The organism is Rhizobium album (assembly GCF_003122325.1).
Taxonomy (GTDB): Bacteria; Pseudomonadota; Alphaproteobacteria; order Rhizobiales; family Rhizobiaceae; genus Metarhizobium; species Metarhizobium album.
This window is the reverse complement of the sequence record NZ_QFBC01000003.1, coordinates 101975-114622: the sequence shown is the minus strand read 5'-3', so window position 1 is coordinate 114622 and position 12648 is coordinate 101975. Positions and strand designations below refer to the sequence as shown.

General features: G+C 64.1%; 12 protein-coding genes. 6 read left to right on the top strand and 6 right to left on the bottom strand.

Going from position 1 to position 12648, the window contains the following annotated elements; all coding sequences use genetic code 11:
• Positions 1-59 precede the first annotated feature (59 nt).
• Complete coding sequence (gene parE / locus DEM27_RS08740; protein WP_109457842.1) at positions 60-2102, bottom strand: DNA topoisomerase IV subunit B; 2043 nt, start codon at positions 2100-2102, stop codon at positions 60-62.
• Here parE and DEM27_RS33920 point away from each other — a divergent pair.
• From DEM27_RS33920 to DEM27_RS08715, 6 genes are all read left to right on the top strand, one after another.
• Positions 2092-2388, top strand: coding sequence for a hypothetical protein (locus tag DEM27_RS33920; protein WP_165823370.1), 297 nt, complete (start codon positions 2092-2094; stop codon positions 2386-2388). The two genes, parE and DEM27_RS33920, sit on opposite strands and share 11 nt — an antisense overlap.
• Positions 2343-3233: a phospholipase gene (locus DEM27_RS08735; protein ID WP_109457841.1), complete on the top strand. Its 891-nt coding sequence runs from the start codon at positions 2343-2345 to the stop codon at positions 3231-3233. The genes DEM27_RS33920 and DEM27_RS08735 overlap by 46 nt, the downstream gene beginning before the upstream one ends.
• Before the next feature lie 5 nt (positions 3234-3238).
• Positions 3239-4462, top strand: coding sequence for an FAD-binding oxidoreductase (locus tag DEM27_RS08730; protein WP_109457840.1), 1224 nt, complete (start codon positions 3239-3241; stop codon positions 4460-4462).
• A gap of 206 nt (positions 4463-4668) precedes the next feature.
• On the top strand, positions 4669-5439 hold the full coding sequence (gene tpiA / locus DEM27_RS08725) for a triose-phosphate isomerase (protein ID WP_109458191.1): 771 nt from the start codon (positions 4669-4671) through the stop codon (positions 5437-5439).
• A 101-nt stretch (positions 5440-5540) separates the two neighbouring features.
• Entirely contained in the window at positions 5541-5981 is a 441-nt protein-coding gene (secG, locus tag DEM27_RS08720; RefSeq protein ID WP_245445741.1) for a preprotein translocase subunit SecG, read from the top strand.
• Between the two features lie 145 nt (positions 5982-6126).
• Positions 6127-7755, top strand: a complete 1629-nt coding sequence (locus DEM27_RS08715) for a CTP synthase (RefSeq protein ID WP_109457839.1) — start codon at positions 6127-6129, stop codon at positions 7753-7755.
• A gap of 107 nt (positions 7756-7862) precedes the next feature.
• Here DEM27_RS08715 and DEM27_RS08710 read toward each other — a convergent pair whose 3' ends face one another.
• The 5 genes from DEM27_RS08710 to trpD all read right to left on the bottom strand — a co-directional run bounded on the left by DEM27_RS08710 (position 7863) and on the right by trpD (position 12644).
• The gene (locus DEM27_RS08710; RefSeq protein ID WP_109457838.1) at positions 7863-8915 is read right to left on the bottom strand and encodes a restriction endonuclease; all 1053 of its coding nucleotides are present in this window, start codon (positions 8913-8915) and stop codon (positions 7863-7865) included.
• A gap of 165 nt (positions 8916-9080) precedes the next feature.
• Complete coding sequence (locus DEM27_RS08705; protein WP_109457837.1) at positions 9081-10316, bottom strand: molybdopterin molybdotransferase MoeA; 1236 nt, start codon at positions 10314-10316, stop codon at positions 9081-9083.
• Complete coding sequence (gene moaC / locus DEM27_RS08700; RefSeq protein WP_165823377.1) at positions 10313-10807, bottom strand: cyclic pyranopterin monophosphate synthase MoaC; 495 nt, start codon at positions 10805-10807, stop codon at positions 10313-10315. The genes DEM27_RS08705 and moaC overlap by 4 nt, the downstream gene beginning before the upstream one ends.
• Positions 10807-11622, bottom strand: a complete 816-nt coding sequence (gene trpC, locus DEM27_RS08695; protein WP_109457835.1) for an indole-3-glycerol phosphate synthase TrpC — start codon at positions 11620-11622, stop codon at positions 10807-10809. The genes moaC and trpC overlap by 1 nt, the downstream gene beginning before the upstream one ends.
• 5 nt (positions 11623-11627) lie before the next feature.
• Positions 11628-12644 (bottom strand): anthranilate phosphoribosyltransferase, encoded by a 1017-nt coding sequence (gene trpD, locus DEM27_RS08690; protein ID WP_109457834.1) that lies wholly within the window; start codon positions 12642-12644, stop codon positions 11628-11630.
• Positions 12645-12648 lie beyond the last annotated feature (4 nt).

Below are 12648 nucleotides of genomic sequence, written 5' to 3'. Positions count from 1 at the left end.
ATGGCAGGGCAGGGTTTATCGATTGCTGCACCGGGATGCGGCCATATCCGCTTGTCCGGTCAGATGTCGAGGTTTTCCGCGAAAGCCGCGCGCTCCTGGATGAAACGGAAGCGGGCGTCCGGCTTGGTTCCCATCAGCGCGTCGACCGCGTCGCGGGTGCCTTCGAAATCCACCTCGTCGATGGCGACGCGCAGCAGCGTGCGTTTCGACGGGTCCATGGTGGTTTCCTTGAGCTGTGCCGGCATCATCTCGCCAAGGCCCTTGAAGCGGCCGATTTCCACCTTCTTGCCCTTGAAGGTAGTTTCCATCAGTTCCTGCCGATGCGCGTCGTCGCGGGCATACAGCGTCTTGCCGCCCTGGGTCATGCGGTAGAGCGGCGGCACGGCGAGGAACAGGTGGCCGCCGCGCACGAGCTCCGGCATTTCCTGGTAGAACAGGGTGATCAGCAGCGAGGCGATGTGGGCGCCGTCGACATCGGCATCGGTCATAATGATGATGCGTTCGTAGCGCAGGTCTTCTTCGCGATATTTCGTGCGCGTGCCGCAGCCGAGCGCCTGGATGAGATCGGCGATCTGCTGGTTGGCGGACAATTTGTCACGGCCGGCGCTGGCGACGTTGAGGATCTTGCCGCGCAGCGGCAGGATCGCCTGGTTGGCGCGGTTGCGCGCCTGCTTGGCGGAGCCGCCGGCCGAATCGCCCTCGACAATGAACAGTTCGGCGCCTTCGGCGGTGTTTTGCGAGCAATCGGCAAGCTTGCCGGGCAGGCGCAGCTTGCGAACGGCCGTCTTGCGGTTGACTTCCTTTTCCTTGCGGCGGCGCACCCGCTCGTCGGCACGCTCGATCACCCATTCGAGCAGTTTTGCCGCTTCGGCCGGATTGTCGGCGAGGTAGTGGTCGAAGGGGTCGCGCAGGGCGTTTTCGACGATCCGCTGGGCCTCCACGGTGGCGAGCTTGTCCTTGGTCTGGCCGACGAATTCCGGTTCGCGAATGAATACGGAGAGCATGCCGACGGCCGAAATCATCACGTCGTCGGTGGTGACGATGGCGGCGCGCTTGTTCTGCGTCAGTTCCGCGTAGTTCTTCAGGCCCTTTGTCAGCGCGATGCGCAGGCCGGCCTCGTGGGTGCCGCCTTCGGGCGTCGGGATGGTGTTGCAGTAGGAATGGATCTGCTGATCGCCGCCATACCAGGTGACTGCCCATTCCATCGCGCCATGGCCGCCGGTCTTTTCCGTGCGGCCGGAAAAGATCTCGCGGGTGACGGTGAATTCCTTGCCGAGCGTCGCCTGCAGGTAATCCTTGAGGCCGCCGGGGAAATGGAAGACGGCCTTTTCCGGAAACTCAGAACCTTCCGGCAGCACGCCGGGATCGCAGCTCCAGCGGATTTCGACGCCGCCGAACAGATAGGCCTTCGACCGCGCCATGCGGAAGATGCGGCCCGGATCGAAGCGGACGTGATCGCCAAAAATCTGCGGATCGGGGTGGAAGCGCACGCGGGTGCCGCGGCGATTGTGGACGTCGCCCAGTTCCTCCAGCCCGCCCTGCGGCAGGCCGCGGGAAAAACGCTGGCGATAGAGCTTGCGGTTCCGCGCCACTTCGACTTCGAGCAGATCGGAGAGCGCGTTGACGACGGACACGCCGACGCCGTGCAGGCCGCCCGAGGTCTCGTAGGCCTTGCCGTCGAACTTGCCGCCGGCATGCAGCTTGGTCATGATCACTTCGAGCGTCGACTTGCCGGGCACCTGCGGGTGGTTTTCCACCGGAATGCCGCGACCGTTGTCGGTGACGGTCAGGAAGCCTTGCGTGTCCATGTGCACTTCGATGAAGTTGGCATGGCCGGCGACCGCCTCGTCCATCGAGTTGTCGATGACTTCGGCAAAAAGGTGGTGCAGCGCTTTCTCGTCGGTGCCGCCGATATACATGCCGGGACGCATGCGCACCGGCTCCAGCCCTTCAAGGACACGAATGGCCGAAGCGTCGTAGGTGTCGCTCGACGTCGGCGGGGGCGCCGGGCTGCGTGTTGCAGGCTTGGCGGCGGGCGCCATGGCCTGCGGTTCCGGCTGCGGCTGCGCCGGGACTGCGGAAAAGAGATCGTTGTTATCCATCGAATTCTTCAGATCTTATCCTTCAAGGCCGATCGGGCCGGCGCTGGGAGAACGCGGCGCTCGCACGGCCACCGTATTTGTACCTGCTTTGTTCGTCAGGTCGCGAATCGCCGGAATTATGACGGAATCCCTGCAAAAGCGCGATGCCCGGCAAATCAGCGGCAAACTTTGGCATCAGGATTGCTTTGCGAAGCCGGGGATGGCAAGGCAGAACCGCAGTGCAAAGGAACGGTGCGGCACATGTCCACAACTCATTTTCGGATTCTGGCTCGAATTCTTGCTTTGACGGCACTTTTCGCCGGGTTTCTGTCGCCGGCCGTGGCGGGCGCGGAGACGCTGCAGCCTTTCAAGGACGACCTGTTTTCCGGCCAGACGGTGCTGGAAAGCCGCGACGACGGCGATTTCCAGCGCATCGACTATCAGAAGATGCGCGACATCTACGAGCGCGACCAGATCCCCGAACAGCGGGTGAAGCGGCGTTTTGTCGATCTCGGCATCAAGAAATACCAGGCGAACGAAACGCTGGGGCTTGGCGGGCGGAAGCTCGATCTCTTTCGCGCCGGAGCGGCCCGAAACGCTGCCTTTACGGTGATCTTCATCCACGGACGCGGCGGCGACCGGCGGCTGGGCGCCAACGACTACCGGTTCGGCGGCAATTTCAACCGGCTGAAGAACCTGGCCGTCAAAAATGGCGGCGTCTATTATGCGCCGAGCGTGCGCAGCTTCGACGCCGCCGGCGTTTCCGACGTTGCCGGGCTGATCCGTTATGCCGTGACGCAATCGCCGGGACGGCCGGTGATTTTGACCTGCGCCTCGATGGGCAGCTTCATCTGCTGGGGCGTGACACGCGAGACGGAGGCAAGCCTGCTGTCTAGCATGGTGATCCTCGGCGGTACGACCGATCCCGATTTTACGCAGAGCGTTTTCCACAAGGCGAAGCTGCCGATCGCATTCTTTCACGGAAGCGAGGACAGCGTTTATGCCGCAACGGACCAGATCGCCTTCTACGACCGGCTGCACAAGGCCGGTTATCCCGCCCGCTTCACCCTGTTCGAGACGGGCTCGCACGGCACGCCGATCCGCATGGTCGATTGGCGCGCGGTGTTGAACTGGCTGCTTGCGGGCCGTTGACGGGCATGGCGGCACCGGACGATCAAAACCTGCCGGACAGGCAAACCCTTTCCGCCGATCGTTTTGAAAACGAGGCGGCCGATCTTAACGGGCCGTTTCTTGGCGTCGGCGGGCGGCTGTCGGGCGGCGCGCTCGTCCGCAACGGCGGCAGGCTGATTGACATGCGGCCGCGCAACCGCATCCTGTCCTTCGATCCCGGCACCGGCGTCATCGACTGCGAAGCCGGGGTGACGTTGCGGGCCGTCGTCGGCAGGGCGGTGGCGCAACGGTTCTTTCTTCCCGTTACGGCAGGCAGCGCTGCGGCGAGCATTGGCGGCATGACCGCGACCGATCCTGCCGGGCGAAACCGGATGCAACGCGGGTGTTTTTCGGAACATGTGCGGTCGTTGCGGCTGATGAGAAGTTCGGGCGAGGTGCTGACCTGTTCGCGCCGGGACAATGCCGAATTGTTTGCCGCGACGCTGGGCGGATATGGCCTGACCGGGCTGATCCTCTCCGTCGAATTGCAGTTGATGAAGGTACCATCGGCGCATGTGCAGCGCCACACCTTGCGGTTTTCAACGCCGGAGGACGGGCTGGCGCTTGCCCGGGAGCGGGCGGAAATCCATGAATATGCCTGGGCCTGGCTGGATAGGGCCGGACGGGGTGTGGTCATCGCCGCCGATCACGCCGATGCCGGCTCGGAACTGCCCGACATGCCGAAACGCCGCCGCCTGCCTTTGACCGTGCCGCTGCAGCCATGGTTTTTTCAACCGCGCATCGTCCAGGTCGCGGGCAGGATTGCCTGGCACGCGACCGGGGGCGGGGACGCGGCGAAGACGGTGGCGTGGTGGGATTTCTTCTGGCCGTTGGAGGCATGGCCGTGGACCGGCGGAGCGCGGCTGCTGGCGGCCTTCCGCCGTTTTGCCGTGGACGTGCCGCCGGCGGGCTCGGCGGGATTTTTGGAGGCGTGCCGGGCGGCGCTGCGGAGAGCCGGCAGGACGCCTGTGCTGACGGAGTTCCGGCCGGGCAGCGATCGCGACGGTTTCCTCTTCGTTTTCCCCGAGGACGGGCGGGCGACGACGGCGCTCATCGGCCAGCTTGCGGCGATCGCCCGGACGTATGACGGCCGGCGCCTGCCGGTCGATATCGATCTTGCCGGGGAGGAGGCATGGCCCCCGCCGGCATCGCTGGAAGACTGGCGGGACCCGCGCTTTGCCGCCGATCTCTGGGCGGCCGGCGAAAATTAACTGTGCCTGCCCGAAAACTTTCGCTTTCCGGTAAAATTTTGCCGGATTTCGTTGATTCCCCGCCCATTGTGACTATGAAGGGGATCAGTCGCAGGGGAAACGGTGACGGCGCGGGGCTTTCGTTCAAGGGCTGTCCCAAGGGGAGCTTTCGTTACGTCAGCCTTTCTCCGGCATTCAATTCTCGCCAACCAAGAATGGATCGTCTGATGACCCCGGATGTTCGCCCGCTTGTCGCGGGAAACTGGAAAATGAACGGCACGCGTGCCTCGCTCGACCAGATCAAGGCGATGGCCGAGGGCGTCCTTTCGCCTCTCTCGGACAAGGTCGAGACATTGATCTGCCCGCCGGCGACCCTGCTTTACGTCGCCACCGCGCTGTGCACCGACAGCCCGCTCGCCATCGGCGCGCAGGATTGCCACCAGAATGCCTCCGGCGCCCATACGGGCGACATTTCGGCCGAGATGATCGCCGATTGCTACGGCACCTATGTGATCGTCGGCCATTCGGAGCGGCGGACGGACCATGCCGAAACCGACCATCTGGTGCGCGCCAAGGCGATTGCCGCCAATGCGGCCGAACTGACCGCGATCATCTGCATCGGCGAGACGGCCGAACAGCGCCAGGCCGGCCAGACGCTCGACATCCTGAAGCGTCAGCTTGCCGGTTCCGTTCCGGACGAGGCGACTGCGGAAAACACCGTTATCGCCTATGAGCCCGTTTGGGCGATCGGCACCGGCCTGACGCCGACCGTGAAGGATATCGAGGAGGCACATGCCTTCATGCGCAAGGAACTGGTTGCCCGCTTTGGAAACCAGGGCAAGACCATGCGCATCCTCTACGGCGGCTCGGTAAAACCCGGCAACGCCAAGGAACTGATGGGCGTCGCCAATGTCGACGGCGCATTGATCGGCGGCGCGAGCTTGAAAGCCGCGGACTTCCTCGCCATCTACCGTGCGTACGAAGAATTGCTGGCTTGACGTCTTCAAAATGCCATGGGGGCTTGGAATAGACGAAAGCCTCATGTAAAGAGCCGCCAACGCGTTTTGACTTTGCCCGCAAGAGGCAGGACTGGAAACCCATGCAGACCGTATTGATCGTCGTTCACCTCATGATCGTGCTGGCGCTTGTCGGCGTCGTGTTGATCCAACGCTCCGAGGGCGGTGGCCTGGGCATCGGCGGCGGTTCCGGTTTCATGTCGGCGCGCGGCACGGCCAATGCGCTGACCCGCACGACCGCCATTCTTGCCACGCTGTTCTTCATCACCTCGCTGGCCATGGGCATCCTCGCCCGCTACGAATCGCGGCCGAGCGACATCCTCGACCGTATCCAGAGCACGACGGGCCAGGGCAACGGCGTCCTCGACCAGCTCGGCGGCACGACCAACACCAATGGCCAGCAGCCTGCGGCCGACACCGACGGTGCCGTTCCGGCCACCGGTGACGCGCAGCCGACGACCGGCAACGGCACGTCGACGACCACGACGGACACCAACACAACCGGTGTTCCGACAGGTCAGTAACAGACTTCTCAGATCAAGCGCCGGCAGGCTCGAAAGACCCTGCCGGTTTTCTTTTGTTGATTATCCACTGCCAGACCCCGAAAAATTCACAACATGGATTTTTGGGCTGGTGGAATCGTTTGTGAAAAGGTAACCGGTGACTCCCATGGCGCGATATGTATTCATCACTGGCGGCGTGGTTTCTTCTCTTGGCAAAGGAATTGCGGCTGCGGCTCTCGGGGCTCTTTTGCAGGCACGCGGTTACCGCGTGCGCCTGAGAAAGCTCGACCCCTATCTCAACGTCGATCCGGGCACCATGAGCCCGACGCAGCACGGCGAGGTCTTCGTGACCGACGACGGTGCGGAAACCGACCTCGATCTCGGCCACTATGAACGGTTTACCGGTCGCTCCGCGACCAAGACCGACAACATTACCACCGGCCGGATCTACAAGAACATCATCGACAAGGAACGTCGCGGCGACTATCTCGGCGCCACCGTCCAGGTCATCCCGCATGTGACCAACGAGATCAAGGACTTCATTACCGAAGGCAATGAAGACTACGACTTCGTGATCTGCGAGATCGGCGGTACCGTCGGCGACATCGAGGCGATGCCGTTCATGGAAGCCATCCGCCAGGTCAAGAACGACCTGCTGCGCGGCACGGCGATCTTTGTCCACCTGACGCTGATGCCTTACATCCCGGCCGCCGGCGAGCTGAAAACCAAGCCGACGCAGCATTCGGTCAAGGAACTGCAGGCGCTCGGCATCCATCCCGACATCCTGCTGGTGCGCGCCGACCGCGAAATTCCGGAACCGGAACGCCGCAAGCTGTCGCTGTTCTGCAACGTGCGGCCATCGGCCGTCATCCAGGCGCTCGACGTCGCCAACATCTACGACGTGCCGATGGCCTATCACAAGGAAGGCCTCGATAACGAGGTGCTGGCCGCCTTCGGTATCGAGCCGGCGCCGAAGCCGCGCCTGGAGCAGTGGGAAGAGGTCTGCAACCGCATCCGCACGCCGGAAGGCGAGGTGACCATTGCCATCGTCGGCAAGTACACCGGCCTCAAGGACGCCTACAAGTCGCTGATCGAGGCGCTGCATCACGGCGGTATCGCCAATCATATCAAGGTCAAGCTCGAATGGATCGAATCGGAAGTCTTCGAGAAGGAAGATCCGGCGCCCTATCTCGAAAAGGTGCACGGCATCCTCGTTCCGGGCGGTTTTGGCGAGCGCGGGTCGGAAGGCAAGATCCTGGCGGCGCGGTTTGCCCGTGAACGCAAGGTGCCCTATTTCGGTATCTGCTTCGGCATGCAGATGGCCGTCATCGAGGCGGCCCGCAATCTGGCGGGTGTCGAAGCCGCATCCTCGACCGAGTTCGGCTCGACCAAGGAGCCGGTCGTCGGCCTGATGACGGAATGGGTCAAGGGCAACGAGTTGCAGAAGCGTTCTGCTGCCGGCGACCTTGGCGGCACGATGCGTCTTGGCGCCTACAAGGCGGCGTTGAAGAAGGGCACGAAGATTGCGGATATCTACGGCTCGACCGACATCTCCGAGCGTCACCGCCACCGCTACGAAGTCAACATCGACTACAAGGACCGGCTGGAAAGCTGCGGCCTCGTCTTCTCCGGCATGTCGCCGGACGGCGTGCTGCCGGAAACGATCGAGTATCCGGATCATCCGTGGTTTATCGGCGTGCAGTATCACCCCGAGCTGAAGAGCCGCCCGCTGGAGCCGCATCCGCTTTTTGCGAGCTTCATCGAGGCCGCGCTGGAGCAGAGCCGGCTGGTTTGATAGGTTTTGGGGTCTTCGGGCTTTTTGTGAAGCCCGAGGATCTGATCATAAAGATTTTATGCAGTTGAAAACCGGCCGTTGGCCGGTTTTTGCATTTCAGGGGATTGTTACGGCGTCAGGTCCGTCAGCAAGTCTGCCGAACGGTCGATCAGCACGTCGCTGAATTCGTCGCCGCCGTCCTTGGCGGTCAGCATGTCCTTCAACTCCGCCAAGGTGAGCGTCAGAATGAAATGCCCGTCCTCGCGCAGGGCGGATTGCATGGCCCGCCGCGCGCCGGCGTCGAGGCCGCCGCGGCAGACGATCACCAGCACGGTACGCAGGGCGCCGGTGGACAGATGCCGGACATTCGACAGGATATCGCCCTGATCCAGCGGCTCCGTGTCGTTTTCGAATGAGAACAGGACGTAGCGGCATCGAAAATCCTCGCTCAGCGAGATCCAGAATTCGTGTTTCGGCACGAGGCGCGCGATGAGGTTGGGGCGGTGCAGCCGGTCGTCGATATGCGGCTGCGAATTCCAGCGCTGGAACTGGTCGGCGAACAGGTAGCGGATCGCCTTGTCGCACAGTTGCTCGAATTTCTTCACGCCTTCGCGGCCCGGCTTGACCTGGTCGAGATCGGCGATCAGGCGCGCTCCCTCGTTCTTGGTCTTGATGCGCGGCGACTGCTCTTCCAGTTGCTGAAGCTCGTCGGAAAACAGTTCGCGGCCGGCCGCGCCCGGATCGGCCTCGCGCAGCAGGTCGGCAAGCGTATCGGCGAGCGTCGGCGTCTTGGCGGTGAGCAGCAGGAGGTCGGCGAGGCCCCAAAGCGCGGCGCCGTGGCGCTCCGTTTCGGCCCGCATCGCCGGCGTGATCTCGCAGGTGACGATCATCATCGCGTTCTTGGCCTTCTTGGCGTCGCGATGTTTCTTCAGCTCTTCCAGCGCATTGCGGAACAGGGTGAGATCGACCCGGCGGCTGCGGTAGAACTTTGCCTCGACGACTGTCAGGTCGGCCTCGGAGGGCCGCTTGATGGTCAGGTCGGCGGTGGAGACGGCGGTGCGCCCATGCTTCTGCTTCCAGCCGGCTTCCATGATCAGGAAGCTTTCGCGCGTCAGCAATTTTTCGCACAGCATCTTGAAGCCGATCTGCAGTTCCTTGTGCTTCGGCGTGCGTTCCAGCATGCGTTACTTCCCCATCCGGCTGATTCCCCGTGGAATCGATTTAGGGCCGCTTGTTTCCGGCGGTCCACCAAATCTTCCGTCGTCAACCGAAAATGCCGGGGATAGTTCCTGCCAAGCGGGCCAGGAAGCGCTGCGGCGCGGCTTTCGCCCCTCCAGCCAGAGTTTTCAGCGGTCCGCGGATACTGTCCCGGGGCGCAGGAGCAGGATCGGGCAGGGCAGGCCGGCCGGCAGTTCCGGGGCATGCGGCGGGCGGATGATCAGGCAATCGGAATGGGCAAAAATCTTCATCATCGACGAATCCTGCTTGCCATAGCTTTCCGCCAGAAGGTTGCCTTCGGCATCGCGGCTCAGCCTGGCGCGCAGATAATCCTGCCGCTGGTCGTTGGCGGGCAGGGCTGCGGCGGCAAGGGCTGTTGCCTCCCGCCTTGCGGGCGGCAGGTGCGAAAGCTTGCGCAGCAGGGGTTCGAGGAACAGCAGGCCGCAGACCAGCGTCGAGACCGGATTGCCGGGCAGGCCGAGCACATGCGTGTTGCCGAGGCTGCCGACCATCAGCGGCTTGCCGGGACGCATGGCGATACGCCAGAAATCGAGCTGCATGCCGGCATCGACCATGGTCGACTGGACGAGGTCGTGATCGCCGACCGAGGCGCCACCGAGCGTCACGATGACATCGACGCCATCCTCGCGGGCGCGGTCGATCGCAGCAGTGATCTGCTGCTTGTCGTCGGGCACGATGCCGAGATCGAGGATATCGGCGCCGGCATTGCGGGCGAGCGCTGAAATGCCATAAGTGTTGGACGCGACGATCTGGGCCATGCCCGGCTGATTGCCCGGCGTCACCAGTTCGTCACCGGTGGCGATGACGGCGACCAGCGGGCGGCGATAGACGGGCAGGGTGGCATGGTTCATCGCCGCCGCAACCGTCAGCCTGGAAAAATCGAGCGGCGTGCCGCGTTTCAGCACTACCTCGCCTTCGGCGAAATCCTGGCCACGCGGGCGGATGTGGCGGCCGGCGATCGGCACGAAACTGTTGCGGATGCGGTTGCCGTCGAGCCGTTCGGCATCTTCCTGGATCAGCACGACATCGGCGCCGGCCGGCACGGGAGCGCCGGTGAAGATGCGCACCGCCTCACCTTGTCCGACCGTGCCGGAAAAGGCGTGGCCGGCGGACGACGTGCCGATGACGGTTAGTTCGCTGCCGATTTGTGAGGCATCGCCACTGCGCAGCGCATAACCGTCCATGGCCGAAGCGTCGAAGGGCGGCTGGGTCAGGCGGGCGGCGAGATCTTCCGCCAGTACGCGGCCATCGGCGGCATGCAGCGACACCGATTCGATGTCGATTAGCGGTTCGGTCCTGGAGAGCAGGCGCTCCTGCGCCGCGGCGACGGCGAGCAGGCTCATCTCAGGGCCTCCGGCAGGCGATAGTCGCCCGACTTGCCGCCGGTTTTTTCGACGAGGCGGATGCCGCCGATCTCCATGGCCTTGTCGGCTGCCTTGGCCATGTCGTAGATGGTCAGCGCCGCGACGGAGACGGCAGTGAGCGCCTCCATCTCGACGCCGGTGCGGCCGGTGAGTTTTGCCGTCGCCGTGATCCTGAGGCCGGGCAGGGTGTCATCCTGGGTGATGTCGACACTCACCTTGGTGAGCATCAGCGGGTGGCAGAGCGGAATGAGGTTGGCCGTCTGCTTGGCGGCCATGATGCCGGCGAGGCGGGCGGTGCCGATGACGTCGCCCTTCTTGGCATTGCCTTCACGGATCAGCGCCAGGGTTTCCGGCGCCATGCGGACGAATCCCTCGGCGGTGGCGACACGCACGGTCTCGGCCTTGTCGCCGACATCGACCATAAACGCCTCGCCCGAGGCGCCGATATGGGTAAGGCGGACTTCCGACATCAGGCGGCAGCCACGGTGCCGGCGTCACCGGTGAGCAGGGTGCGGGTGGCGGCGGTGACGTCGTCCTTGCGCATCAGGCTCTCGCCGACGAGGAAGGTGGTGATGCCGCAGGCCCGCAGCCGCTCGCAATCGGCATGGGTGAAGATGCCGCTTTCGCCCACCAGCAGCCGGTCACCCGGCACCATCGAGGCCAGTTGTTCGCTGACCGTGAGGCTGACGTCGAAGGTGCGCAGGTTGCGGTTGTTGATGCCGATGAGCGGCGAGGCGAGTTTCAGCGCCCGTTCCATTTCTTCCGCATCGTGGACTTCGACGAGCACGTCCATGCCAAGCGCGAAGGCTTCGTCTTCCAGGCGGCGGGCATCGTCGTCGGACAGGCTTGCCATGATCAGCAGGATGCAATCGGCGCCCCAGGCACGGGCTTCATGCACCTGGTAGGTATCGAACATGAAATCCTTGCGCAGCGCCGGCAGGCTGCAGGCGGCGCGGGCGGCGGTGAGGAATTCCGGGGCACCCTGGAAGCTCGGCGTGTCCGTCAGCACCGAAAGACAGGCGGCGCCACCGGCTTCATAAGCTGCGGCGAGTGCGGGCGGATCGAAATCCGGGCGGATCAAGCCCTTCGACGGGCTTGCCTTCTTGATCTCGGCGATCAGCCCGAATTTTCCGTCGGCCTGCTTGCGGCGCACCGCGTCGAGGAAGCCACGGGGCGCGGGCTGGCCAGCGGCGATGGCCTTCAACTCGTCGAGCGGCACGCGCGTCTTGGCGCTTGCGATCTCTTCGCGCTTGTAGGCTTCGATCTTGCGCAGGATGTCGGTCATCGCGCTCACTCCTTTTCGTTGGACACGGCCACCAGGCGGTCGAGCGCGGCAGCGGAGGCGCCGCTTTCCAGGGACTGGGTGGCGAGCGTCATACCCTCGCGGATGGTCGATGCCTTGCCGGCGACGACCAGGGCCGCAGCGGCATTGCAGAGCGAGATGTCGCGGTAGGCGTTGCGGACGCCAGACAGTACGGCACGCAGGGATGCCGCATTGGCTTCGCCGTCGCCGCCCTTGAGGTCGGCGAGCGTTGCCGTTTCGACGCCGAAATCGGCCGGCGTCAGTTCGAACTGGCGGATCTTCCCGTCTTCGAGGGCGGCCACCTTGGTGGTGCCCGTCGTGGTGATCTCGTCCATGCCGTCGCCATGCACGACCCAGACCGATTCGGAGCCGAGGTCGCGCAGCACTTCGGCCAGCGGCTCGACCCATTGCGGCGCGAAGACGCCGAGGAGTTGCCGCCTGGCGCCGGCCGGATTGGAGAGGGGACCGAGAAGATTGAAGATCGTCCTTGTGCCGAGCTCGACGCGGCTCGGGCCGACATGGCGCATGGCCGAATGGTGCATCTGGGCGAACATGAAGCCGATGCCGGCTTCGCTGATGCAGCGGCCGATATGCTCGGCATCGATATCGAGATTGACGCCGAGCGCCGAAAGCGCATCGGCGGCGCCGGATTTCGAGGAGAGCGCCCGGTTGCCGTGCTTGGCGACCGGCAGGCCGGCACCGGCGACGATCAGCGAGGCGAGGGTGGAGATGTTGTAGGTGCCGGTGCCGTCGCCGCCGGTACCGACGATGTCGACGGCATCGGCGGGCGCCTCGACCCGCAACATTTTCGCCCGCATGGTCTCGACCGCGCCGACGATCTCGTCGACGGTCTCGCCGCGCACGCGCATGGCCATCAGCAGTCCGCCGATCTGCGAGGGCGTCGCCTCGCCCGACATCAGGATGTCGAAGGCGTTACGCGATTCCTCGCGGGACAGCGCCTGGCGGTTGGCCACCTTGGCGATCAAGGGTTTCAGCAGCGACATGTCT

Excerpts from the sequence above, each read along its gene's own strand:
- parE (WP_109457842.1), bottom strand. The coding sequence starts at position 2,102 with ATGGATAACAACGATCTCTTTTCCGCAGTCCCGGCGCAGCCGCAGCCG.
- DEM27_RS08735 (WP_109457841.1), top strand. The coding sequence starts at position 2,343 with ATGTCCACAACTCATTTTCGGATTCTGGCTCGAATTCTTGCTTTGACG.
- DEM27_RS08730 (WP_109457840.1), top strand. The coding sequence starts at position 3,239 with ATGGCGGCACCGGACGATCAAAACCTGCCGGACAGGCAAACCCTTTCC.
- tpiA (WP_109458191.1), top strand. The coding sequence starts at position 4,669 with ATGACCCCGGATGTTCGCCCGCTTGTCGCGGGAAACTGGAAAATGAAC.
- secG (WP_245445741.1), top strand. The coding sequence starts at position 5,541 with ATGCAGACCGTATTGATCGTCGTTCACCTCATGATCGTGCTGGCGCTT.
- DEM27_RS08715 (WP_109457839.1), top strand. The coding sequence starts at position 6,127 with ATGGCGCGATATGTATTCATCACTGGCGGCGTGGTTTCTTCTCTTGGC.
- DEM27_RS08710 (WP_109457838.1), bottom strand. The coding sequence starts at position 8,915 with ATGCTGGAACGCACGCCGAAGCACAAGGAACTGCAGATCGGCTTCAAG.
- DEM27_RS08705 (WP_109457837.1), bottom strand. The coding sequence starts at position 10,316 with ATGAGCCTGCTCGCCGTCGCCGCGGCGCAGGAGCGCCTGCTCTCCAGG.
- moaC (WP_165823377.1), bottom strand. The coding sequence starts at position 10,807 with ATGTCGGAAGTCCGCCTTACCCATATCGGCGCCTCGGGCGAGGCGTTT.
- trpC (WP_109457835.1), bottom strand. The coding sequence starts at position 11,622 with ATGACCGACATCCTGCGCAAGATCGAAGCCTACAAGCGCGAAGAGATC.
- trpD (WP_109457834.1), bottom strand. The coding sequence starts at position 12,644 with ATGTCGCTGCTGAAACCCTTGATCGCCAAGGTGGCCAACCGCCAGGCG.